Raw genomic sequence first — 23,529 nt, forward strand, 5'->3', positions numbered from 1 at the left:
TTTTAGTTTGTAGTTTTATATTGTTCTCCCGTAGTTTTAACCATTTCTATGATATTAAGGAGATTGTTAGTTGTATTTTTAGGATTTAGCAGCGTAAATTTTAGATAAATGTTTCCGTCTAATTTTGTACTTGCAATTGATGCTTTTCCTGCTTTGTATAAGGTGTTTTTGATATATAAATTAATCGTGTTATGAATGTTATTTTCAATTACACCTTCTGCTTTATATCGAAATACGAGCGTACTTAGTTCTGGTACATGAGCAATTTCAAAACATTCTTGATCTCTTATACTTTTATATACTTCCTTTGTTAAAGAGTGTACATCTTCTAGGTAATTAGCAATAGTTTTTGTTCCTAAAATTTTTAAGGTTAACCAAACTTTTAAAGCATCGAATCGACGTGTTGTTTGGATTGATTTTTCTATAAGATTAGGACGTTGTGGATCTTTATCTTCAATAGGGTTTAAGTAATCTGCATAATATGATACATATTGAAAATGTTGTTTGTTATTAACCAAGAAAGCGCTACAACTTACAGGTTGAAACAAGGTTTTATGGAAATCTATGGTAATCGAATCAGCTAACTCAATACCTTCAAAATGCTTTTTATGAGTATTCGTAAGCGCAAAAGCGCCACCATAAGCACCATCAGCATGCAACCACATGTTGTGTTCTTTGGCAATCTTTCCGATAGTCTGTATTGGATCAAAACTACCGTAATCAGTGGTACCTAATGTTGTTACCACTGCTATAGGAATATTACCTTCTTGCTTTGTTTTTTCTATAGCCAGCACAAGTTCATTTGTATCCATCTGCATTTTATTATCAACTTTTACGGGTATAACAGCAGCATAGCCCATACCTAACAAAGCAGCACTTTTTTGAATACTGAAATGTGCTTTTTCTGAACAAAAAATTCTGAACTTACTTATTTCATTACTCCACCCATGTTGTTTGATATTAATTCCAAAATGTTTGAAAGCATAATTATCTCGAGCCATTAATAACCCCATGAAGTTAGATTGTGTTCCTCCACTTGTAAAAACACCATCTGAATTATTTGAAAGTTTAAATACATTGGTTATCCATTGAATAACTTCTTGTTCTATAAAAGTTGCTGAAGTACTCTGATCCCATGTTTCTACTGCAGTATTGATTGTGGTTGTAATCATTTCTGCAATGATTGATGGTAAAGTAATTGGACAATTTAAATGTGCTACGTATGTTGGATTATGAAATGCTATTGCATTTTTTATATACAAGTTATTCAACTCTTCTAAAACACTATCTATAGGTTGTGTCTCTTCTATATTTACCAGTTTCGCTTGTTCTTTATTTGTTAAAATTTCTTCAAGGTTGTCTCCTTGATAAAAAGTTCTTTTGGATAAAAATTGTTGAATATAAGTGGTTGTTTTCTGAATATACTCTTCATACAACTGTGCTGATTCATCACTAAACAAATAGCTATTTAATGACAATTCTTTTAGTGAAGGGCTAGATTTAAGAATCATTTATTTTTATTTAGTCTTAATAATTTAAAGCAAAAGTATATTCAGACCAAACAAACTAAATGACGTAAATGGAATTTAAAATGACGTAAATAGCATATTTTACAAAAAGAAAGCGCAGTATTTAGTATATACCAAATACTGCGCTTTAAAAACTTTATTCTTTTGTTCTTAGCTCTCTGGAGCTAACTCAACTTCTAAACCATTTAAATCGGGAGTCATTTGTATTTGACAACCCAATCGGCTATTATCTTCTACATAAAAAGCCTCTGCTAACATTGCTTCTTCATCATCTCCCATTTCTGGCAATTCATGATCTGATTTTACATAACATTGACATGATGCACACATTGCCATTCCTCCACAAATACCAATAGTTCCTTCAGGAGCTAATTCGTATGAGCGAACTACTTCCATTAAGTTCATAGCCATATCTGTTGGTGCTTGTACCTCATGCGTTACTCCGTCACGATCGGTAATTTTTATCGTAATATCTTGTTCCATATTTTTAGGTGTTAGTACTTAGGAATAAGGGGTTAGTGTATAGGATTAGTTTTTCATTGATTTTATCAACCCAAAAATCATTCTTGATATTTCATTAGATTGATGTATTAGCTTTGTTGATTTTTCTTTAGATATAAACTCTAAACGCACAGCTAAATATAGCATGGAACGAACTTCACTATTAGAACCTAAAGCGTAATATAAAAATCGAATAAATTCTTGATTTGAACTTCTATCGAAACCTTCAGCTATATTATTAGAAATAGAAACGGATGCCCTTGTAATTTGATCTTTAAAAGAATATTCTTTACTAGATTTAAAATGCTTGTAAACCTCTAAAGAAAAATCCTGTGCTTTTTGCCAGGCAATGATATCTTCAAATCTTTTTATCCCCATTTCCTAATTCCTATTTCCTGTCTCCAAACAACTTTTTCCTCAAAACTTTTGCTCTTTTATCTTCTCCATCATGTGTCCAACCTGGTGAGTTGAATATATAATTGAGTTTATCACTCCATTTATCTGCTCTTTTTACATCATTCCAAATTGCAGTATATTCATGGGTTGCCACTTTTACTGGGTTAAATGTTTCAATATTTACGGTTAATCCATATACTGGTTTATCAATTTCTTTTAATTCTTCAGAAAAAGTGCCAAACATACGATCCCAAATAATTAAAATTCCAGCATGATTACAATCTAAATAACGAATATTAGATGCGTGATGTACTCTATGATGTGATGGTGTATTGAAAATTAATTCAATAGGCTTCGGAAGCTTATCTACCAATTCTGTATGTACAAAAAACTGATAAATTAAACTGATTCCCATCATGGTAAACATCATTAATGGATCAAATCCTAATAACGGAATCCACATCCAAAAGAAAAATTTATGAATACGTTCACCCACTCCTTGACGCAATGCTGTTCCTAAATTCATATGCACTGACGAATGATGTGGTACATGACCTGCCCAGAACAAACGTACTTCGTGATTTAAGCGATGAAACCAATAGTAAGCAAAATCATCAGCCAATAACAATAAAATCCACGCCCACCATTGGCGTTGTACAACACCTTTTAACGGACTCATTTCATACAAGTAGAAAAACGCTACAAAGGCTAAGATTTTCGGAATAAATTCAACAATAGCAGAAAATACCATCATTAACATTGATACTCCGGTGTCTTTACCATGGTATTTTTCTTTTGCTATTCGGTATTCTACCAACATACAAATAAAAAATACGGGCAAGGCGAAGTACAATAATTTATCTTCTGATAATTGTTGTATGTATTCAGTTAATGTCATGCTTAATTAATCGCTTTAACTACAGCTTTAGGCGCTTCTTTTCTAGTACCATCAAATCCATCAACACCACCAACCGTTGTATATTTCATCACGTATTTTTTATCAGGATGAATACGTTTATAAGCACTCTGGCACATTAACGTTGCTTCGTGGAATCCGCATAAAATTAACTTTAACTTTCCTGGATAGGTATTTACATCTCCAATTGCGTAAATTCCTTCTACATTGGTTTGATAGTCTAAAGCGTTGTTTACTTTTATGGCATTTTTTTCTATTTCTAATCCCCAATTGGCAATTGGTCCTAATTTTGGAGATAGTCCAAACAATGGAATAAAATGCTCACAAGGTAATGTAAACGGTTCTTTATCTTTTTGCTCTACTACTACACCTTCTACTTTTTCTTCTCCTACAATACCTTTAACTTCTGCTGGTGTAATTAGCATTAGTTTTCCTTCATTCTTTAATTCTTGTACTTTATCAACAGAGTCTAAAGCTCCACGGAACTCATTTCTTCGGTGAATTAACGTTACCGATTTTGCTACATCTGTTAAGAAGATAGACCAATCTAGAGCAGAGTCCCCACCTCCAGCAATTACCACGTCTTTACCACGATAAATTTCTGGTTCTTTAATCATGTATTCCACTCCCTTGTCTTCAAAATTAGCAATATTTGGGATAGGTGGTTTACGGGGTTCAAAACTTCCTAAACCTCCTGCAATTGCTACTACTGGTGCTTGGTGTTTTGTTCCTTTATTAGTGGTAACGATAAACGTTCCGTCCTCTTGTTTTTCAATAGTATCAGCGCGCTCACCTAAGGTAAATCCTGGTTCAAATTGTTTAATTTGCTCCATCAATTTATCCGTTAAATCACCTGCTAAAATCTCTGGATATGCTGGGATATCGTAAATTGGTTTTTTCGGATAAATTTCTGAACACTGCCCTCCTGGTTGTGGTAAGGCATCAATTAAATGACAACGTAATTTTAATAATCCTGCTTCAAAAACCGTGAATAATCCTGTAGGTCCTGCTCCAATAATTAATATATCTGTTTGTATCATTTTATAACAAAATTCTCTTATTTATACTGAGATTCCTGCCTTTTGAAATAAGACAGGAATATGTATGCGTTAGTGATTGAGTGGCTTGTTTGAGCTCTTCCAATTTTTTAATTGGAAAGCGAGTAACGAAAGCACGCCCGAACGCCCAAAATTAAAGCAATAGTCTAGCTTAAAACCTGACTTTTATCAGTTATGCTACATTAATTACTTCTGTAATTTCTGGTGCGTATTTTTTTATTGTTGCTTCTACTCCGTTTTTCAAGGTCATTTGATTGACTGAACAACCGCTGCAAGCTCCTTCTAATTGTACTTTTACTGTACTGTCTTCTATAGATAATAGTTTAATATTACCTCCATCACTTACTAAAAAAGGTCGGATTTCTTCCAACGCTTTTTCTACGTTATTTCTTATGTCTGCTGTTGCCATAACTGCTTATTTTGAGCTACAACCACTCATGGTAGTAATTCGTACTACTTCTGTTGGTGGTAAGTTTGCATTTCTTTTTAATAGTTGCGAAACCATTTCTTTGGTTACCTCTGTAAAAGCTTCTGCTAGTGGTGTGTTTTCTTGTAAAGCTACTGGATGTCCAACATCTCCTGCTTCACGTATGCTTTGTACTAATGGTATTTCTCCTAAGAAACTTGTTTCAATATCTTCTGCTAAATTTTTAGCACCTCCTTCTCCAAAAATATAATATTTATTGTTAGGAAGTTCTTCTGGTGTAAAATACGCCATATTTTCAACGATACCTAATACTGGTACGTTAATACTTTCTTGTTTAAACATTGCTACTCCTTTTTTAGCATCTGCTAAGGCAATGTTTTGTGGTGTGCTTACTACAACTGCTCCGTTAATTGGCACTGCTTGTACTATTGATAAATGTACATCTCCTGTACCTGGAGGTAAGTCGATTAATAAGAAATCTAACTCTCCCCAATCTGCATCAAATATTAATTGATTTAGTGCTTTTGAAGCCATTGGCCCACGCCAAATTACTGCTTGACTTGGGTCGGTAAAGAAACCTAGTGATAATAATTTTACTCCGTAACTTTCAATCGGCTTCATTTTTGAGCGCCCATTTACGTTTACCGCTAATGGCTTTTCTCTTTCAACATCAAACATTAAGTGTTGTGATGGCCCATAAACATCGGCATCTAACACTCCTACTTTAAATCCCATTTTTGCTAATGAGACAGCCATGTTTGAGGTAATCGTAGATTTTCCTACTCCTCCTTTACCTGAAGCAATAGCTATGATGTTTTGAATATTAGGGATTTCTTTTCCTCTAATTTGATTTGGATTTTCTTTTTGTTGAACTTCCACCTTCACATTCACTTTTACATCGATTTTTTGATCAACGTGTTGGTGAATAGCCTTCATTATCTCTACTTCTATTTTCTTTTTGGCTTGTAATGACGGATTTGCTATAGTAACATCAACAATAACCTCATCTCCAAATGTAACTACATTGGTTATATTTTCGTTTTCTACTAAACTTTTACCTTCTCCTGGTGCTGTTATGGTTTCTAACGCTTTGTATATATCTTGTTTTTTAAAACTCATGTTTTATGCTATATGCTTTAAACAGCAAGCGATAAGCTTGTTGCTTATTTTTATTTAATCTTAACTGCAAAGATACGTTTTAGCCCTCAGAAAATAAAGTCTTTAGATTGGTAATATTTATAGGTTGATAAGTTGGTTTTATAGATGATTTTAAACTTGATTCTTTTAGGAAAAATCAAGAAATATAACCTTTCTCAAACCCGTATGTTAATAACGCTTCATACGGATTACCTTCTAAGTTTAAAAGTTTTGCAAATGCTGGTTCAGTTTTGAGTCCTTGTTGTTTTAGAGTTATAATTTTAGACCTGAATTCTTCTCCGGCTTTTACCAACACCTGATATTCAACAAGCATGTGTAGATATGAGTCTTGCTCTTCTGGAAGTTTATTTTGCACAAAAATCTCTATTGGAAAGGTTTTATACTCAAGTGTAATGATTGTTGTTTTTAAATTTTTATATGATGGAATCGTCTTTACTTCAAACCTTAAAAACTCTCCATAGTTTTCACTCACAACTTTTATAAGGTCTTCATGATTATCACTCTGACAGATGATATCTAAATCACTTGATGTTACATCAATATTGATGGGTATAGTACCCACTAAAATAGGATTGAAGTGTTTTAATAGTTCAAAAATATTCAGCTCTAACAACACTTTATGGGCTTCTTTTTGTCGGACAGTTCCTTCTTTTAAGTATGTTATATCTCTGAAGTTTATCACAATTCTTCACTTGGATTCCAGAATACCTTTTCAAAGTCTTGAATTTGGTTGTCAATAACTTCTATTCCTTCGCTTTCTAATAATTGTTGCATAAGGTTTGTCCCATCAAAATGGTGTTTTCCTGTTAACAATCCTTTTCTATTTACTACTCGATGTGCTGGTACTTCTTTTTCTGAAGAGTTATTCATTGCCCAACCTACCATTCTTGCTGAACGAGCTGCTCCTAAATAGGTTGCTATAGCTCCGTAGCTTGTAACTCTTCCATGTGGTATTAAACGCGCTACTTCGTACACTTTTTCGAAGAAATTTTTATCTGCCATGTGGTAAAGATAGTGACATTTAACGAATACCTATCGACCGAAGAAAAGCCTAAAAACAAAAAATCCTGCAAAAAAGCAGGATTAATAATTAAGTTTAAATTTTATATAAGTAATCGGTTTTCCGATTTCTAAATATTGTTTTTCGTAAAATGTTTGCGTACCGGTTACCTCTTCTGGACTGTACACATTTTTATACACATCGTGATTTGCATGTAAAATTTCGTGACCTTCTCCATGCAATAAACCTAAAGTGTAACCGTGCATGAATTCACTATCGGTTTTTAGGTTGACTGTTCCTTCTGAATTTAAAATACCATGGTATTTCTTTAAAAACTCAGAATTCGTCATACGATGCTTAGTACGCTTATACTTAATTTGTGGATCTGGGAAGGTTATCCAAATTTCAGAAACTTCATTTTCAGCAAAAATATAATCTACTAACTCTATTTGAGTTCTAATAAAAGCTACATTTTCCATGTTATTTTCTAGTGCTGTTTTAGCTCCTCGCCAAAATCGTGCGCCTTTAATATCAATTCCAATAAAGTTTTTATCAGGATTTTTTTCTGCTAAAGCAATCGTATATTCACCTTTACCACAACCTAGCTCTAAGACTATTGGGTTGTTATTTTTAAAAAAAGTATTCCACTTTCCTTTATAAAAAAAGTCGTTAATAACTTCTTCTCGTGTTGGTTGAATAACGTTATCAAACGTTTCATTTTCTCTGAAACGTTTTAGTTTATTTTTACTTCCCAAAGTGTATAGAAATTAGGCTCTATCTTCTGTTCCTTCTCTTTGAAAACGAGCAGCTTCTTTCATCCAGTAAGCAAATAACACTAATAGGATTAATAAAAAGAACCAGTTTACGGCGTTTGAAGTCCACCAACCTGCATCTGATTTAGCTACTGTTAAGCGTAACCAATTGAATGGTGCAAATAAAAAGTCGGTAAATAAACTACCAATCCATCTAAAAATATTGCCTGCTATCATATCTTAAGTATCTTTACAGCTGCAAAAATATAAAAAGAAACAATGTTAGCCAATTTTTTCGGTAAATCTAAACCTATAAATTTTGTTGTACTGTTTGTACTATTCTTAGGGTATTTTGTTTTAAGTATTTTTTCTAAGGAATTATCTTTCAACCTTGTTAAAGAACTTGGTTGGTTTTTAGTTGTTTTTTCAGTGTATAATTTTATTATTGCTAAGAACTTATTGACTTACGATAACTCTTTTGCTTTTTTGTTTTTTGTGATCTTAATTGGATTTTTTCCTGATACTATACAGATAAATAAAACTTTTTACGCTAATTTAACTATACTTCTTTTTTTACGAAAAGTATATAGTTTACAGTCTTCAAAAAACATACTTCATAAATTGTTTGATGGTGGTTTATGGCTTGGTATTTCATTTTTAATAGAGCCTTATGCTCCTTTATTACTGATATTACTTTACTTGTCTATATTTTTACACCAACGATTTACCTATCAAACATTATTAACACCTGTAATTGGTTTTTTTGCTCCTATTTTTCTGTATTTCACTTACTATTTTTGGTATGATAACCTTGAAAAGTTTTGGTTGCTTTTTGATTGGAATTTTTATCCTGATTTAAGCTTTTATTCTCATGAGAAGTATTTGTTCCCTATTCTTTTTATAGGTTCCTTTTTAATTGCTTCTATCATGTTAAAAAGTCCAAAGGCACTTGCTGTTAAAAATAAATTCAGAAAAAACTGGATATTGATTCTCACTCACCTTGTAATAACTACAGCTATTTTACTTTTAGTTCAAGACGGTTCTGGGAGTGAGTTCTTATATGTATTTTTTCCTGTTTCTGTTATTCTAGCTAATGGAATAGAGTTTTTTCAAAAGAAGTGGTATGCTGATGCTATTATTATTTTATTCTTAATAGCTTCTTTTTTTGTAAGTGCTATTGTATAAACTACAGTTTTGCTCCATAGGCTAAATCACCCGCATCTCCTAAACCAGGAACTATATAACCTTTGTCGTTTAATTTTTCATCAATATCAGCAATCCACAAAGTAGTACTTTCTGGCAAGTGTTTAGCTACATAAGCTACGCCTTCTACAGAACCAATAACGGAAGCTATAATTATTTCTTTTGGGGTTCCGTATTTTTTTATGCCTTCATAAACCTCAACCATAGAGCGTCCTGTTGCTAACATTGGATCTACTAATAACAATGTTTTATCATCAATAGAGGGTGATGCAAAATAATCTACAACTATTTCAAACTCTTCATCATTATTAGGGTGATGACGATATGCTGAGATAAATGCATTTTCCACATCGTCAAAATAGTTTAACATTCCATTATGTAATGGTAAGCCTGCTCTGAGAATAGAGCATAGCACTATATTGTTTGTAGCTAACTCTACTTTTTTGGTTCCTAAGGGTGTGGTTATTTCTTTTGCCTCATAATTCAGCTCTTTACTTAATTCATACCCTAAAACTTCTCCTATTCGTTCAATGTTTCTACGAAAACGCATCGAATCTTTTTGAACTGATGTGTCTCTGAGTTCAGCTAGGAATTTATTAAGAATAGAATTTTGTTTGGCTAGATGATGAGTTTTCATGAAATGTATTCTTTTTGTGCGCTACAAAAGTAACAGATTTTATCAAGCTTTTATAAAGTTGGTTAGTGCTTTTAATAGTTCTTCTTTTGCTTCAACATGACTCATGTGTCCGTTTGGTAATGCAATTAATGGGGTATTGGTTCTCTTTGCTTCTTCTTCAACAGTAATATAATTTAATATTGGGTCATTTTTTCCTGCAATTATTAACCTCTTTTCTATTGTTTTTAAAACAGTTTCTTTGTTTTTACGCAAACGCATTCCTTCTGTAGCTGCAATGTACCCTCTAACAGGTGTTTTTAAGGCTTCTTCTCTTATTTTCTCTATTTCTTCGGATAACTGTAAACGCATATTCTCTGCAAACAAGTTACTAATTGACATTTTTACCAATGTTTCGTAATTTTCCTTAGCCATTTCAACAGCTCTGAGTCGCAACTTTTTTCGTTCTTCACTATCTGCTTGAGAGGTAGAGTTCATTAAACAAATTCCTTTTACGTTTTTTGGATATTTTTCTGCAAAAGCTAAAGCAACATATCCACCCATGGAATGTCCGATAAAGGTAGCTCGACGAATTTTTAATTCTCTTAAAACAGATTTTACTGCTTCTGCCATCTCTTCCATCGTATGAATATACCCAACACATCCTGTTTTTCCATGCCCTAATAAGTCAATACAAATCACGCGGTTTTTTTTAGACAATTCACTAACCACCTCATTCCACATAGTACTATTTTCTAAAAACCCGTGTAATAAAACAATACTACTTCCTTTACCAGTATCTGTATAAAAAACAGTTGTTTCCTTAAATTTTGCAATCATTTTTTAATGTATATTCGTCGCTTATTAATTTGTTAAGCAATGCACAAAACTAAGGAGATATTTATAAACGGATTTGCTTTATTTTCAATGTTTTTTGGGGCTGGTAATTTAATTTTGCCTCCATTTTTAGGGAAAAATGCTGGAAGCTTATGGTTTTGGGTAACTATTGGCTTTTTTATTACTGCTGTTTTTATTCCTATGATAGGTATTTTAGCCCATGCTAAACTACAGGGTACTATGTACGATTTCGGCAAAAAAGTATCTCCTACTTTTAGCCTTATATATTGTTTTGTTGTATACACTATTTGTATTGCTTTACCTGCACCAAGAACTGCTTCGGTTACTCATGAAATGGCCATTGCTCCTTACTTTAGCAACAGTAGTTCTTTAGTTACTAGTACAATTTATTTCGGACTTGTTTTTCTTTTTACCATGAACCGGTCAAAAGTACTAAATCTACTAGGCAAGTTTTTAACTCCTCTTATTATATTCATTTTATTGGCTATTATTTTCGTTGGTTTTTTTACAGCTCCAGATATGATTACTCCAACGACCCTTAAAGCTCCATTTGTTGATGGTTTGCTAGAAGGATATCAAACTTTTGATGCTATTGCTTCCATAGTTGTTGGTGGTGTCTTAGTCATTTCAATGAATTTTAACACGAATACAACTTTTGAAGAGAAAAAAGAGCTTATAACCAAAGCAGGTTTTATTGCTGGTATAGGCTTATTAATTATTTATGCTGGCCTTATTTATAATGGGGTTTTATTTAGTTCTACCTTTTCTGAAAGTGCTAATAGAACAGAAATCTTAAACTCTCTGAGCAATCAAACTTTAGGAAATATTGGAAGTGTTTTTCTTAGTGTTTTAGTTGCTTTGGCTTGTTTTACAACAGCGGTTGGAATTATTACTGGAACTGCCGATTATTTTAAAGGAATTAGCAATAATTCTCAAAAGATCTTTACAGTTACTGCTATTATTAGCTGTTTACTAGGAATTGCTGTAGGTCAGTTTGATGTGAAATATATTATCAATATTGCACTACCTGCTTTGATGTTTATTTATCCAATTACTATTGTTTTAATTGTACTAAATGTACTTCCTGAAAAATACACCTCAACTTTAGTTTTTAAAAGTGTAGTAGCGGTAACCTTTTTATTTAGTATTCCAGATTTTTTAGGCTTTATTATCAATCCTAATTACTTAGTTGAAATAAAAAACAACATTCCCTTTGCTAATCAGAATTTAGGTTGGGTATTACCTGCTATATTGAGTTTTGTCTTTTCTAATTTGATTAAAAGCAAAAAGCAAATTCCAACCGAATAAGTTGCTTAATGAATGATATATTATATATAAACTAAAAAGCTCGCAATTGCGAGCTTTTTAGTTGTATTTAAATTGAATATCTTAAAAACGATATCCTAAATTTATTCCTACTCTAGGCACAATTGAACGGGCCTCTGAAGTAAACAGATTTCTACCCAAACCTCCATATATATCAAGCACAAAGCCTCCTGAGGACACATATTTTGATCCAAAAGCCAAACCTAAAGCTCCATCTGTATATTCTTTATACTGCTTAACTGTGCTTCCTTCTACTTCAATTTCTCTTTCTCCCGTATTTATTCCCATAAACACTTCTCCAAAATAGTTCCAATTGCTATTATTTGTAAAATAATGGCGGAAAAATGGAGTAAACATTCGCTCTTCATTGTATCTAAAATCTGCTGATTTTTTTTCAAAGTTAAACAAAGCTGAAATACCAACCGAAGAACGATCAGTTGTATAATACTCGTAAGACACCTCTAGCGTTTTAAAAGCCAATGCGTCTAGTAAATCTACTTTTACCTCTTGTTGTGCATACGTGAGAGAACTGACAAAAACTACAGCTGCTAATACTATTTTTTTCATTTTAATTTTTTACTAATTATAATTTACCTACTTCCTACAAGGATGATACCACAAACATACATCTTTTGTAAAAAACAGTTTGGTTATTTATCCTTTCTCACTTAGGAACAGTTACAATTTGTATCACAGCTGCTATTTTTTTTAGGCTTAAAAAAGAACTTTTTCACTAAAAAAATAATTGCTCCACAAACGACTACATATGTTAAAACTTCTTGCATTAACTTAAAATTTGATAGGCTATAAATGCTGATAAATATGCCAAAACTCCCATACTCACTAACTGAACCATTGGCCACTTCCAACTTTTTGTTTCCCTTTTTACAATTGCTAATGTTGCCATACACTGCATTGCGAAAGCATAAAATAACAATAAAGACACTCCAGTAGCAAGGTTGAATCGTTTCTCTCCTGTATCCTGGTTTATTTCTGATCCCATTTTCTGTTTTATAGTGGTAGTATCTTCTCCATCTTCTTCTACACTATAAATAGTTGCTAATGTACCAATAAACACTTCTCTTGCTGCAAAAGAACTAATTAATCCAATACCTATTTTCCAATCATACCCTAATGGTTTAACAACTGGTTCTATTGTTTTTCCTGCAATTCCTATATATGAGTTTGCTAACTTAGCAGATGCTATTTTCTTGGCTAAATCTTCTTCTGAAAGATTTTTATTTGCAGTATTCTCTACAACACTTTTCTCAGCATTTTCATAAGATGATGGTCCATGAGATGCTAAAAACCACAGTACTATTGAAATTGCTAAAATGATTTTTCCTGCTCCAAAAACAAATGCTTTTGTTTTGTCTAATACATCAAAAAACACATTTTTTATTGATGGTATTTTGTAATTAGGCATTTCAACTACAAAAAGTGAGTTGTTTTTTATCTTCAGTGTTTTATGTAGTACATATGCTGCAATAACTGCTGCTGCAAACCCTAAGATATACAAAGCTAATAAAGTAAATCCTTGTAAGCTTAAAAAGCCAAACAACTTAGTATCAGGAATAATTAAAGCTATTAAAATAGCATATACAGGTAATCGTGCAGAACATGTTGTAAACGGTGTTACTAAAATGGTAATTAATCGTTCTTTCCAACTACCAATGGTTCTGGTTGCCATAATTGCTGGAATAGCACATGCAGTACCTGAAATTAATGGAATAATACTTTTACCACTCATTCCAAAACGACGCATAATTTTATCCATTAAAAATACAACGCGGCTCATATATCCTGTTTCTTCAAGAATAGATATAAACAAAAATAAAATAGCTATTTGAGGAATAAAAATTACAACTCCACCTACCCCAGGAATAACTCCATCGGTTAGTAAATCAGTAAACATTCCTGCAGGCAGTTGCGCTTTAGTAAACTCTGCGATATTAGCAAATAAACCATCGATGAAATCCATGGGAGTAGAAGCCCAGTCAAAAATAGATTGAAATATCAGTAATAACAATCCGAAGAAAATAACATACCCAAATATTTTATGAGTAAAAACGCTGTCTAGTTTACTACGAACATCTGTAGCTTTAGAGGCATCTACCTTGTAGGTTTTATTTAAAACAGCATTTATTTGCTGATATCTATATATCGTTTCTTTATGTTGATACTTTTTTTGTTTTGTAATTTCCCCTTCAAATTCTTTTATCGCTTCTTTTTCTGAGGAAGAAAGTAATGGTTTATGATTTTTTGTAAGCATCATCCACAACTCATAAGCTGTAAATTCGTTACTTACTTTAGCTAACTTTTCAAAGTAGGTACTATCTATCTTTTGAGATAATTCGTTAAAGTTTGAGTATGCCTTTAATGATTTATAATTAGCTACTTCTTCTTTTAAGTCATCAACTCCTTCATTCTTTCTTGCCGACATTAACACCACTTTGGTATGCAATTCTTTCTCTAAAGCAGGAATATCAATAGAAATCCCTTTTCGCTTTAGTTGATCAGCCATGTTTAACGCTAAAATTGTCGGAACTTCTAAATCTTGAATTTGCGAAAAGAGTAATAAGTTTCTTTTTAAGTTTTCAATATCAGCAACTACTACAATTACATCTGGCTTTTCTTCTTGATGCGTAGTCATCAAAGCTTTTAAAACAATGCTTTCATCTATAGAGGTAGGATTAATACTATAAGTACCAGGTAAATCAGTAATCGTTGCATTTTTACCATTAGGCAATTTACAAACCCCTTGTTTTTTATCAACCGTAACACCAGGGTAATTTCCTACTTTTTGGTTTAAACCTGTTAACTGGTTAAATAACGATGTTTTACCCGTATTAGGATTTCCAATTAATGCTACATTAATACGATTACTCATCAGCTATAGTTTTATAATTGAAATTTGACAAGCTGTTTCTTTTCGAATCGCTAAATGACTTCCGTTTACACATATATACATCGGATCTTTTAACGGGGCTATTTGAAGCAATTCTACTTCACTTCCTGGTAAACACCCCATTTCTAATAATTTCAACGGAATTTTATCCAAGCACTCTTCAGATATAATTCCTTTTTCCCCTAAATGTAACGATGCGATAGTACTCAAAAGATATATTTTTAGCTTGCAAATATACTAAAATAGAATCGTTCTAAACAGTATATCAAAACAATATATCATTTATTTACAATAGGTTGTTCTCTTTGTTTGATGTCTTATATTTGTGGTATGACTTTCGACGATATTATTGGGCAAGAACATATAAAAAACCACTTACAGCAATCGGCTGAAAATAACAGAATTCCGCATGCACAACTCTTTGTTGGTAAAGAAGGAAGCGGAACTTTACCCATGGCCATTGCCTACGCTCAATTCTTATTATGTAACTTCTCCGATAATGTAGAAGCCTGTAACATTAAATGTAGCAAACTACAGCATCCTGATTTACATTTTGCTTTTCCCGTAACTACAAATGATTCCGTTAAAAAACATCCTGTCAGTAATTTATTTTTAGAAGACTGGCGTTCTTTTATAGAGGAGCAACCTTATGGAAGTTTATTTAATTGGTTACAACATATTGGCGTTGAAAATAAACAAGGACAAATTGGTGTTGATGAAGCGGAAGACATTGTAAAAAAACTACAGTTAAAATCATATGAAGGTGGTTTTAAAGTAATGATTATTTGGATGGCAGAAAAGATGAACGTTGCCGCCTCTAACAAATTATTGAAACTGATTGAAGAACCACCAAGTAAAACTATTTTCATCCTTGTTACTGAACATGAAGAGCAGATTATTAATACCATAAAATCTCGATGTCAAGCATTACATTTCCCTGTACTAAGTGAAAGTGATATAGCCAATGCTCTAACACAGCAAAAAGAAATATCGGAAAACGAAGCAATAAAGATTGCTCATCAATCAGAAGGAAATTATAACAAGGCTTTACATATTTTAAACAACAATTCAAACGATTTAGTTTTTGAACAATGGTTTATTACTTGGATTAGAGCCGCATTTAGAGCCAAAGGAAACGCTGCTGTTATTCAAGACTTAATAGGTTGGTCGGAAGAAATCGCTAAATCTGGTAGAGAAACTCAAAAACAATTCTTACAATATTGTTTGCAATTTTTTAGGCAAGCTTTACTTCTAAATTACGGAACGCCAGATTTAGTTTTTTTAGAAACTCAGTCTGCAAACTTCGAACTCGCAAAATTTGCTCCGTTTATTCATAGTGCTAATATCTTAATCATAGAAAAAGAAGTAAGTGACGCACAGTACCATATTGAAAGAAACGGAAATGCTAAAATTATTTTATTAGATTTATCTATTAAACTAACACGTCTTCTACACACCAAAGAAGAAAAAATCCAATCTTAATCATGAAAACAAAACACATAATTACCGCGCTTATTTTCGGAATACTTTTTGTTGCTTGTAAACAAGAAAAAAAAGGACCGCTATTACAAGAATATTTGGTTGGAAATTGGGAAACAACATATTTGAAAATTGAATATTTAACTGCCAACGAAACCGATAGCACTTCTGTTTTTGAAGACGATTTTAGCAAACCTAATTCAGGAAAAGCACAATCTACCTATAACAGCGATGGTACTTTTTCTGCATGGTTTGTACAAGCCGATGGGAAAAAAGTTGGTGAAACTAACGGTAAGTGGAAAACTAGTGGAGATAGTTTATTTGTTGATTATCCGTATTTAGGAAAGCAAGTACAGGCTTGGTATAAAATTACACAAACTAACAATGGTTTTAGTGCTACCTCTACTTATGACTGGGATAATGATGGAGAAACAGATGATACTTTGCTTATGAGAACTAAAAAAATTGAGTTATAAAATTGCGTATTTTCAATAACATATCACTTCGAATTAGAATTTTCTTGTCAATGATACTTTTAGTGCTATTGGCATCAATTTTAATTGTAATCGTTACTATTTACCAATACGACGAGCAAACAAAAGATTATAATACTGCACGTTTTGAACGTAAAGAATTCTCTACAAAGCAAGATATTGAAATAGAGCTTAAACGTAGAACCACCTACCCTGTAACTACAGAGAATTTATCCAAAATTTTTCAAGATAGAATTTATGATATCGCTTATGTTCATAAGCTTACTATCTCTATGTACGACATGGATGGAAAGTTGTTAAAATCTTCCATTCCTTATAATTTTGATAAAAAAGAAGGGCAAAACTTAGCTAACGAAACCGTTAGAGATTTAGCCAACAATTCAAATCATAAAATTTTAAAAGGCAGAACCGAAAAAGGTATCACTTACCAATCTTCATACACTTACTTAAACGACCCTCGTTTTAAAAGGATTGGAATTTTAGAATTACAAATTGCACAAGATAACGAAGAGCAAAAACATGAACTACGAGAGTTTATTTCTCGTCTATCATTAGTTTATTTGCTAATGCTCATTATTGCCATTGTTTTAGCTTACTTTTTATCAACTTATATTACTCGATCCATTCAAACCATCTCGCAAAAAATAAACGAGACCCGTTTAAATAAGCGTAACGAAAAAATTACCTTAAACTCTGCCAGTTCAGAAATCAATTCGCTAGTTGCCGCTTATAACAACATGATTGACCAGTTAGAAGAAAGTGCTGTAAAACTAGCGCAGAGTGAACGTGAACAAGCCTGGAGAGAAATGGCCAAACAGGTAGCTCACGAGATTAAAAATCCGTTAACACCTATGCGTTTATCAGTACAAAGCTTTGAAAGAAAATTCAATCCAGAAGATCCTAATATCAAAGAAAAAATGTCTGAATACAGCGAAACACTTATTCAGCAAATTGATGTAATGAGTTCTATTGCTTCTGCTTTTTCTGATTTTGCTAAAATGCCTACACAACGTAGAGAAAAATTGAATGTAGTTGATATCGTTAAACACTCGTTAGATATTTTTACTGAAGATTACATACATTATTTCCCTCAAGAAAAAGAATTATACGCTAGTTTAGATAAAACACAATTGATACGAATTGTTACCAACTTAGTTAAAAACTCAATTCAGGCAATAAAAGACACCGATAAGAATCCTAAAATAGAAGTCAAAGTTGCTTCTGAAGGAAATAATGTTAAAATAACAGTTTCTGATAACGGAAAAGGTATTAGTGATGAAAATAAGGAGTTAATTTTCGAGCCTAAATTTACTACTAAAACTAGTGGAATGGGCTTAGGACTATCTATCATAAAAAATATAATTGAAGCGTATGACGGTACAATATCCTTTACTTCAACTAAAGGAGTTGGAACTGTTTTTACTGTAATATTACCTAAAACATAAACATAATTATGAATTTTGAAAATATTTTAGTTGAGCAAACTAACAAATTGGCAACTATTACCATTAACCGACCAAAAAAATTAAACTCTTTAAACAAAGCTACTATTGAAGAACTTCATAATGCTTTTAAAGCTCTGGAAGAAGATACTAGTATTAAAGTAATTATCATCACAGGTAGTGGAGAAAAAGCGTTTGTTGCTGGAGCAGACATCTCTGAATTTGCACATTTCTCTGTAGAAGAAGGAGGAATGTTAGCAAGAAAAGGGCAGGAAATTTTATTTGATTTTGTTGAAAATTTATCAACTCCTGTTATTGCCGCTGTAAATGGTTTTGCTTTAGGAGGTGGATTAGAGTTAGCAATGGCTTGTCATTTTAGAGTAGCTTCTGATAATGCTAAAATGGGGCTACCTGAAGTTTCTTTAGGAGTTATCCCTGGTTATGGTGGAACACAACGCTTACCTCAATTAGTAGGTAAAGGAAAAGCCATGGAGTTAATTATGACAGCAGGTATGATTTCTGCTGACGAAGCTAAAGAAGCTGGATTGGTAAACCATGTAACCTCGCAAGAAGAGCTATTACCTTTAGCCCAAAAAATAGCTTCAAAAATTATGCGCAACTCTTCTGTTGCAATTAGTGCAGCAATTAAAGCTGTAAATGATAATTTTAAAGATGGTGTAAATGGTTTTGAAAGCGAAATTACAGAATTTGGAAACTGTTTTGGAACTGAAGATTTTAAAGAAGGAACTACTGCTTTTTTAGAAAAACGAAAACCTGAATTTCCAGAAAAGTAATTTTTTTTACTACAGAAGCAACTACAAAAAAATAGCATCTAAATTAAAATTTAGATGCTATTTTTACAATAAGGGGATTACATTAATAAAATGGGGGTTATTAACTGGAGCAAATATATACTAAATTCAATAACACACAAATTTTAACGTAAATTTTTTATTAAAATAACATATTTTTTACATTATCAACACAATAAGCACTAAATCATTCCATTCCATTCTTTATAGAACTGTTCTAAAAAACCTTCCATATAAGCATGTCTTTGCTCTGCGATTGCTTTTCCTGTTGTAGTATTCATTTTATCTTTTAACAACAATAACTTCTCATAAAAATGATTAATAGTAGGTGCTGTTGATTTTTTATATTCTTCTTTTGTCATTTTTAAATTAGGAGGAACTTCTGGATTGTATAATTCTCTATTTTTAAATCCACCATAATTAAAACAACGAGCTATCCCAACAGCTCCTATGGCATCTAATCGGTCTGCATCTTGGATAACATTTAACTCAGGAGAAGTGAAATTTTGTTTAAAGTTTCCTCCTTTAAAAGAGATATTGGTGATAATTTTTTCTATATGAGTAATTATTTCTTCTGATACTTGTTGACTTTCAAGAAAAACTCTTGCTTTTTGCGGACCTATAGCCTCATCACCATCGTAAAACTTACTATCCGCTATATCATGCAACAATGCACCTAAAGAAACCACAAACTCATCAACTTTTTCATTTTTTGCAATTAATAAGGCGTTTTTATATACACGTTCAATATGAAAGAAATCGTGTCCGCCCTCAGCTCCTTTCAAAGTGTTTTTTACAAACTCAATCGTATTCTGTATTATTTGTTCTCTGTTCATATTTCAAAAATAAAAATCCTGCACTTACAAGCACAGGATTTTAAACGTATTATTATAAATTTATAACTAAGCAGTAACCGATGGCTTAACTAAGTTGTTAGCCACTAAATATTCTGCTATTTGAATTGTATTAGTTGCCGCTCCTTTACGTAAATTATCAGCAACAATCCACATATTTAAGGTATTTGGCTGAGATTCGTCTCTTCTAATTCTACCTACAAAAACCTCATCTTTATTATTTGCTAAAATAGGCATTGGATATACATTATTTTGTACATCATCTTGTACAATAACACCTTCAGTTTGTGCTAATAACTCACGTACTTTCCCTAATTCAAAGTCATTTTCAAACTGAACATTTACAGCCTCAGAATGTCCTCCTGCTGTTGGTATTCTAACTGCTGTGGCTGTTACTGCAAAAGAATCGTCTCGTAAAATCTTTTTAGGTTCTTTTACCAGCTTCATTTCTTCTTTAGTATATCCATTTTCTAAAAATACATCACAGTGTGGTAATGCATTTCTTCCAATAGGGTGCGGATATGCCATTTCGCCTTCAACTCCCGCTTCTTCATTATCTAATTGACGAACCGCTTTAACACCTGTTCCTGAAACAGATTGATACGTTGAAATTACCACACGCTTCATTTTATACTCTTTGTGCAACGGAGCCAATGCCATTACTAACTGAATAGTTGAACAGTTAGGATTTGCAATGATTTTATCTTCACTAGCTAGCACATCTCCATTAATTTCTGGAACTACCAACTTCTTCGTTGGATCCATTCTCCATGCAGATGAATTATCAATTACTGTTGTACCAACAGCTGCAAACTTTGGTGCCCACTCTAAAGAAGTGTCTCCACCTGCTGAAAACAATGCAATATCTGGCTGCATAGCTACTGCAGTTTCTAAACCTACAACCGTATAATTTGTTCCTTGAAACTCAATTTGATTTCCTACTGAACGCTCTGATGCAACAGGAATTAATTCTGTTACTGGAAAATTACGTTCTGCCAATACTTGTAACATTACATTACCTACCATTCCGGTAGCTCCTACCACTGCTACTCTCATTTTTTTGATTTTTGAGTATAAAATTTATTGTTTGTATGCTACAAAGGTTTAAAAAAAACAAATTGGTTGTATCTCTTTTGTTAGAAAAAATACGTTAAAATTTAAAAAATATACCATTTAAGCTTAAATAGTATTGTTTTAAACAGTAAAACTCAAAAAATCAGTACATTTGCACCGGTTTTCTAGAAAAACCACAACATTTTTGTCTAACTTAAAAAAGTATAGCATGCAACTGTACAACAAGTTAAGCGCAGAAGAACGCGCTAAATTAATTGATGATGCGGGTAAAGACCGTATTACTATCTCATTCTATCAATATCATAAGATAGAAAACCCAACTTTATTTAGAAATAAATTATTCCTTGAATGGAACGAACTAGATGTTTTAGGAAGAACATATGTTTCATACGAAGGAATCAACGCTCAAATATCTGTTCCCTCAGAAAACTTTCTAGCGTTAAAAAAACAACTAGATAGTATTTCTTTTTTAAATGGAATTCGTTTAAACGTAGCTATTGAGCACGATAATAAATCGTTTTTAAAACTAAAAGTAAAAGTTCGTAACAAAATTGTTGCTGACGGATTAAATGACGACACTTTTGACGTTACTGACAAAGGAGTGCATTTAAATGCTAAAGAGTTTAATGAAATGCTAGCAGATCCAAATACAGTTTGTGTAGATATGCGTAACCATTACGAAAGTGAAATTGGACATTTTGATGGTGCAGTAACTCCAGATGTTGATACGTTTAGAGACTCGTTAGATATTATTGAAGAAGATTTAAAAGACCATAAAGAAGACAAAAACTTATTAATGTATTGTACAGGTGGAATTCGATGTGAAAAAGCCTCTGCCTACTACAAACATAAAGGCTTTAAAAATGTTTTCCAACTTGAAGGAGGAATTATTGAATATACTCGTCAGGTAAAATCTGAAGGGTTAGAAAACAAGTTTTTAGGTAAGAATTTTGTTTTTGATCACCGAAGAGCTGAAAAAATTTCTGATGATGTAATTGCCAATTGTCATCAATGTGGAAAACCTTGTGACACACATACCAATTGTGCTAACGAAGGTTGTCACTTATTATTCATTCAATGTGATGAATGTGCTGAAAAAATGGAAAACACCTGTTCTCCTGAATGTCAAGACATCATTCATTTACCATACGAAGAGCAAAAAGAATTGCGTAAAGGGAAACACGCAAGCAATAAGATATTTAAAAAAGGACGTTCAGAAGCTTTAAAATTTAAAAAGTAATGCAAAAGATTGAGTTAATGGCTCCTGCTGGTAATTTTGAATCGTTACAGGCAGCTTTAGACAATGGATGTGATTCTATATATTTTGGTGTGGAGCAATTAAATATGCGTGCTCGAGCATCTATCAATTTTACATTAGATGATTTAGAAGAAATCTCTCGTAGGTCTTCAGAAAAAAATGTTCGTACCTATTTAACACTAAATACGATCGTGTACGACCATGATTTGTCTATCGTAAAAACCTTAATCAAAAGAGCTAAAGAAGCGAACATTACTGCTGTAATTGCAATGGATCAAGCTGTAATTGCAATGGCTAGAGCAGAAGGTATGGAGGTTCACATTTCTACTCAAATTAACATTACCAATATCGAAACGGTTAAGTTTTATGCCATGTTTGCCGACACTGTGGTATTGAGTAGAGAATTAAGCTTACGTCAAGTAAAAAAGATTACTGAGCAGATTGAAAAAGAAGAAATCAAAGGGCCTTCTGGTCGTTTGTTAGAAATTGAAATTTTTGGTCACGGAGCCTTATGTATGGCGGTTTCTGGAAAATGCTACATGAGTTTACACTCGCATAATTCATCTGCAAATAGAGGAGCCTGCAAACAAAATTGTCGTAAAAAATATACGGTAATTGATCAAGAATCTGGTTTTGAAATGGAATTAGATAATGAGTACATCATGTCTCCAAAAGATTTATGTACTATTGATTTCTTAGATCAGGTTGCCGACGCAGGAATTAAAGTATTAAAAATTGAAGGTCGTGGTCGTGCACCTGAATATGTAGCCAAAGTAATTAAATGTTACCGTGATGCCATTGACAGTTTACACAACGGAACTTACGATAAAGAGAAGGTTATTAGCTGGATGCAAGAATTGGAAAAAGTATACAATCGTGGTTTCTGGAACGGATATTACTTAGGTCAGAAATTAGGAGAATGGAGCAAAGAACCTGGTTCGCATGCTACTCAAAAGAAAGTATACTTAGGAAAGGGAATGCATTATTTTCCAAAAGCAGAAGTTGGAGAGTTTAAGATTGAAGCCTACGATTTAGCAATTGGTGATACTATTTTAATTACAGGACCAACCACAGGTGCTCAAGAAATGGAATTAAAAAGCATGTTTGTAAACGATAAAGAAGCACAAACCGCTACCAAAGGCGATGAAGTTACTATGAAACTAGACTTCAGAATTCGCCCTTCAGATAAGTTATACAAAATTGTTAAAACTGAATTTGCTAAAAACTAATGGTTGTAATTACCTTACAAAGAAACAAGTGTATTGGCTGTAATTATTGTGTGGAGTTAGCTCCAGCACAATTTCAAATGTCTAAAAAAGACGGAAAATCTGTTTTACTACATTCTACAGAAAAAAAAGGTTTCTTTACCATAAAATCGCATGACGATAGTATTTTTGAGGCTTCACACGAAGCGAAAAAAGCCTGTCCAGTTAAAATTATTGAGGTAAAACAAGTATAACTTTATACCAAA

27 protein-coding genes are annotated in these 23,529 nt (G+C 32.6%); 9 read left to right on the top strand and 18 right to left on the bottom strand.

Annotated elements, in window-relative coordinates; genetic code table 11:
* Positions 1–2: 2 nt before the first annotated feature.
* The 11 genes from D6T69_RS01880 to D6T69_RS01930 all read right to left on the bottom strand — a co-directional run bounded on the left by D6T69_RS01880 (position 3) and on the right by D6T69_RS01930 (position 7,974).
* Positions 3–1,511, bottom strand: coding sequence for a pyridoxal phosphate-dependent decarboxylase family protein (locus D6T69_RS01880; RefSeq protein ID WP_125066190.1), 1,509 nt, complete (start codon positions 1,509–1,511; stop codon positions 3–5).
* Positions 1,512–1,679: 168 nt separating this feature from the next.
* The gene (locus tag D6T69_RS01885; protein ID WP_125066191.1) at positions 1,680–2,012 is read right to left on the bottom strand and encodes a 2Fe-2S iron-sulfur cluster-binding family protein; all 333 of its coding nucleotides are present in this window, start codon (positions 2,010–2,012) and stop codon (positions 1,680–1,682) included.
* A gap of 45 nt (positions 2,013–2,057) precedes the next feature.
* A complete protein-coding gene (locus D6T69_RS01890) occupies positions 2,058–2,408 on the bottom strand; it encodes a four helix bundle protein (RefSeq protein WP_125066192.1) in 351 nt (116 codons plus the stop codon).
* A gap of 10 nt (positions 2,409–2,418) precedes the next feature.
* Complete coding sequence (locus tag D6T69_RS01895) at positions 2,419–3,324, bottom strand: sterol desaturase family protein (protein ID WP_125066193.1); 906 nt, start codon at positions 3,322–3,324, stop codon at positions 2,419–2,421.
* A gap of 2 nt (positions 3,325–3,326) precedes the next feature.
* Positions 3,327–4,382: an NAD(P)/FAD-dependent oxidoreductase gene (locus D6T69_RS01900; RefSeq protein WP_125066194.1), complete on the bottom strand. Its 1,056-nt coding sequence runs from the start codon at positions 4,380–4,382 to the stop codon at positions 3,327–3,329.
* Between the two features lie 190 nt (positions 4,383–4,572).
* Positions 4,573–4,809, bottom strand: coding sequence for a NifU family protein (locus tag D6T69_RS01905; RefSeq protein ID WP_099214828.1), 237 nt, complete (start codon positions 4,807–4,809; stop codon positions 4,573–4,575).
* 6 nt (positions 4,810–4,815) lie between these two features.
* The gene (locus tag D6T69_RS01910; protein WP_125066195.1) at positions 4,816–5,946 is read right to left on the bottom strand and encodes an Mrp/NBP35 family ATP-binding protein; all 1,131 of its coding nucleotides are present in this window, start codon (positions 5,944–5,946) and stop codon (positions 4,816–4,818) included.
* Between the two features lie 175 nt (positions 5,947–6,121).
* On the bottom strand, positions 6,122–6,667 hold the full coding sequence (locus tag D6T69_RS01915) for a DUF4269 domain-containing protein (RefSeq protein WP_164506668.1): 546 nt from the start codon (positions 6,665–6,667) through the stop codon (positions 6,122–6,124).
* Positions 6,664–6,987, bottom strand: coding sequence for an MGMT family protein (locus D6T69_RS01920; protein WP_125066197.1), 324 nt, complete (start codon positions 6,985–6,987; stop codon positions 6,664–6,666). Before D6T69_RS01920 ends, D6T69_RS01915 begins: the two co-directional genes overlap by 4 nt.
* 81 nt (positions 6,988–7,068) lie before the next feature.
* Positions 7,069–7,740: a tRNA (guanosine(46)-N7)-methyltransferase TrmB gene (gene trmB, locus D6T69_RS01925; protein WP_125066198.1), complete on the bottom strand. Its 672-nt coding sequence runs from the start codon at positions 7,738–7,740 to the stop codon at positions 7,069–7,071.
* 12 nt (positions 7,741–7,752) lie between these two features.
* On the bottom strand, positions 7,753–7,974 hold the full coding sequence (locus D6T69_RS01930) for a DUF6341 family protein (protein WP_099214833.1): 222 nt from the start codon (positions 7,972–7,974) through the stop codon (positions 7,753–7,755).
* 42 nt (positions 7,975–8,016) lie between these two features.
* Here D6T69_RS01930 and D6T69_RS01935 point away from each other — a divergent pair, with 42 nt between their 5' ends.
* Entirely contained in the window at positions 8,017–8,922 is a 906-nt protein-coding gene (locus D6T69_RS01935) for a DUF6427 family protein (RefSeq protein WP_125066199.1), read from the top strand.
* Between the two features lies 1 nt (position 8,923).
* Here the strand turns inward: D6T69_RS01935 and upp are convergent, their stop codons facing one another.
* A complete protein-coding gene (upp, locus tag D6T69_RS01940) occupies positions 8,924–9,577 on the bottom strand; it encodes a uracil phosphoribosyltransferase (RefSeq protein WP_125066200.1) in 654 nt (217 codons plus the stop codon).
* A gap of 42 nt (positions 9,578–9,619) precedes the next feature.
* Positions 9,620–10,393 carry an alpha/beta fold hydrolase gene (locus tag D6T69_RS01945; protein WP_125066201.1) on the bottom strand — a complete coding sequence of 258 codons (774 nt, stop codon included), beginning with the start codon at positions 10,391–10,393 and terminating at the stop codon, positions 9,620–9,622.
* Positions 10,394–10,432: 39 nt separating this feature from the next.
* On the opposite strand from D6T69_RS01945, the gene brnQ reads away from it, so the two are divergent.
* Positions 10,433–11,719 (top strand): branched-chain amino acid transport system II carrier protein, encoded by a 1,287-nt coding sequence (gene brnQ / locus D6T69_RS01950; RefSeq protein ID WP_125066202.1) that lies wholly within the window; start codon positions 10,433–10,435, stop codon positions 11,717–11,719.
* A gap of 81 nt (positions 11,720–11,800) precedes the next feature.
* Here brnQ and D6T69_RS01955 read toward each other — a convergent pair whose 3' ends face one another.
* The 3 genes from D6T69_RS01955 to D6T69_RS01970 all read right to left on the bottom strand — a co-directional run bounded on the left by D6T69_RS01955 (position 11,801) and on the right by D6T69_RS01970 (position 14,855).
* A complete protein-coding gene (locus tag D6T69_RS01955) occupies positions 11,801–12,304 on the bottom strand; it encodes a DUF3575 domain-containing protein (RefSeq protein WP_125066203.1) in 504 nt (167 codons plus the stop codon).
* Between the two features lie 217 nt (positions 12,305–12,521).
* On the bottom strand, positions 12,522–14,627 hold the full coding sequence (gene feoB, locus D6T69_RS01965) for a ferrous iron transport protein B (protein ID WP_206197830.1): 2,106 nt from the start codon (positions 14,625–14,627) through the stop codon (positions 12,522–12,524).
* Between the two features lie 3 nt (positions 14,628–14,630).
* Positions 14,631–14,855, bottom strand: a complete 225-nt coding sequence (locus tag D6T69_RS01970) for a FeoA family protein (protein ID WP_047787963.1) — start codon at positions 14,853–14,855, stop codon at positions 14,631–14,633.
* Positions 14,856–14,975: 120 nt separating this feature from the next.
* On the opposite strand from D6T69_RS01970, the gene D6T69_RS01975 reads away from it, so the two are divergent.
* The 4 genes from D6T69_RS01975 to D6T69_RS01990 are packed head-to-tail and all read left to right on the top strand — an operon-like array spanning position 14,976 to position 18,854.
* Entirely contained in the window at positions 14,976–16,127 is a 1,152-nt protein-coding gene (locus D6T69_RS01975; RefSeq protein ID WP_125066206.1) for a DNA polymerase III subunit, read from the top strand.
* A 2-nt stretch (positions 16,128–16,129) separates the two neighbouring features.
* The gene (locus D6T69_RS01980; RefSeq protein WP_125066207.1) at positions 16,130–16,600 is read left to right on the top strand and encodes a hypothetical protein; all 471 of its coding nucleotides are present in this window, start codon (positions 16,130–16,132) and stop codon (positions 16,598–16,600) included.
* Between the two features lie 50 nt (positions 16,601–16,650).
* Positions 16,651–18,063 (top strand): sensor histidine kinase, encoded by a 1,413-nt coding sequence (locus D6T69_RS01985; protein ID WP_125066208.1) that lies wholly within the window; start codon positions 16,651–16,653, stop codon positions 18,061–18,063.
* An 8-nt stretch (positions 18,064–18,071) separates the two neighbouring features.
* The gene (locus D6T69_RS01990; protein ID WP_125066209.1) at positions 18,072–18,854 is read left to right on the top strand and encodes an enoyl-CoA hydratase/isomerase family protein; all 783 of its coding nucleotides are present in this window, start codon (positions 18,072–18,074) and stop codon (positions 18,852–18,854) included.
* 200 nt (positions 18,855–19,054) lie between these two features.
* Here D6T69_RS01990 and D6T69_RS01995 read toward each other — a convergent pair whose 3' ends face one another.
* Both D6T69_RS01995 and D6T69_RS02000 read right to left on the bottom strand, forming a co-directional pair.
* On the bottom strand, positions 19,055–19,708 hold the full coding sequence (locus tag D6T69_RS01995) for an HD domain-containing protein (protein WP_125066210.1): 654 nt from the start codon (positions 19,706–19,708) through the stop codon (positions 19,055–19,057).
* A 66-nt stretch (positions 19,709–19,774) separates the two neighbouring features.
* A complete protein-coding gene (locus D6T69_RS02000) occupies positions 19,775–20,782 on the bottom strand; it encodes an aspartate-semialdehyde dehydrogenase (RefSeq protein ID WP_125066211.1) in 1,008 nt (335 codons plus the stop codon).
* Between the two features lie 226 nt (positions 20,783–21,008).
* Between D6T69_RS02000 and trhO the strand changes: the two genes are divergently transcribed.
* Genes trhO through D6T69_RS02015 form a run of 3 tightly spaced genes read left to right on the top strand, consistent with a single transcriptional unit; the run spans position 21,009 to position 23,517 of the window.
* The gene (gene trhO, locus D6T69_RS02005) at positions 21,009–22,040 is read left to right on the top strand and encodes an oxygen-dependent tRNA uridine(34) hydroxylase TrhO (RefSeq protein WP_125066212.1); all 1,032 of its coding nucleotides are present in this window, start codon (positions 21,009–21,011) and stop codon (positions 22,038–22,040) included.
* A complete protein-coding gene (locus tag D6T69_RS02010; RefSeq protein ID WP_125066213.1) occupies positions 22,040–23,287 on the top strand; it encodes a peptidase U32 family protein in 1,248 nt (415 codons plus the stop codon). Before trhO ends, D6T69_RS02010 begins: the two co-directional genes overlap by 1 nt.
* Positions 23,287–23,517, top strand: coding sequence for a ferredoxin (locus D6T69_RS02015; RefSeq protein ID WP_047787972.1), 231 nt, complete (start codon positions 23,287–23,289; stop codon positions 23,515–23,517). Before D6T69_RS02010 ends, D6T69_RS02015 begins: the two co-directional genes overlap by 1 nt.
* Positions 23,518–23,529 lie beyond the last annotated feature (12 nt).

This window comes from Tenacibaculum singaporense, assembly GCF_003867015.1.
GTDB classification, from domain to species: domain Bacteria; phylum Bacteroidota; class Bacteroidia; order Flavobacteriales; family Flavobacteriaceae; genus Polaribacter; species Polaribacter singaporensis.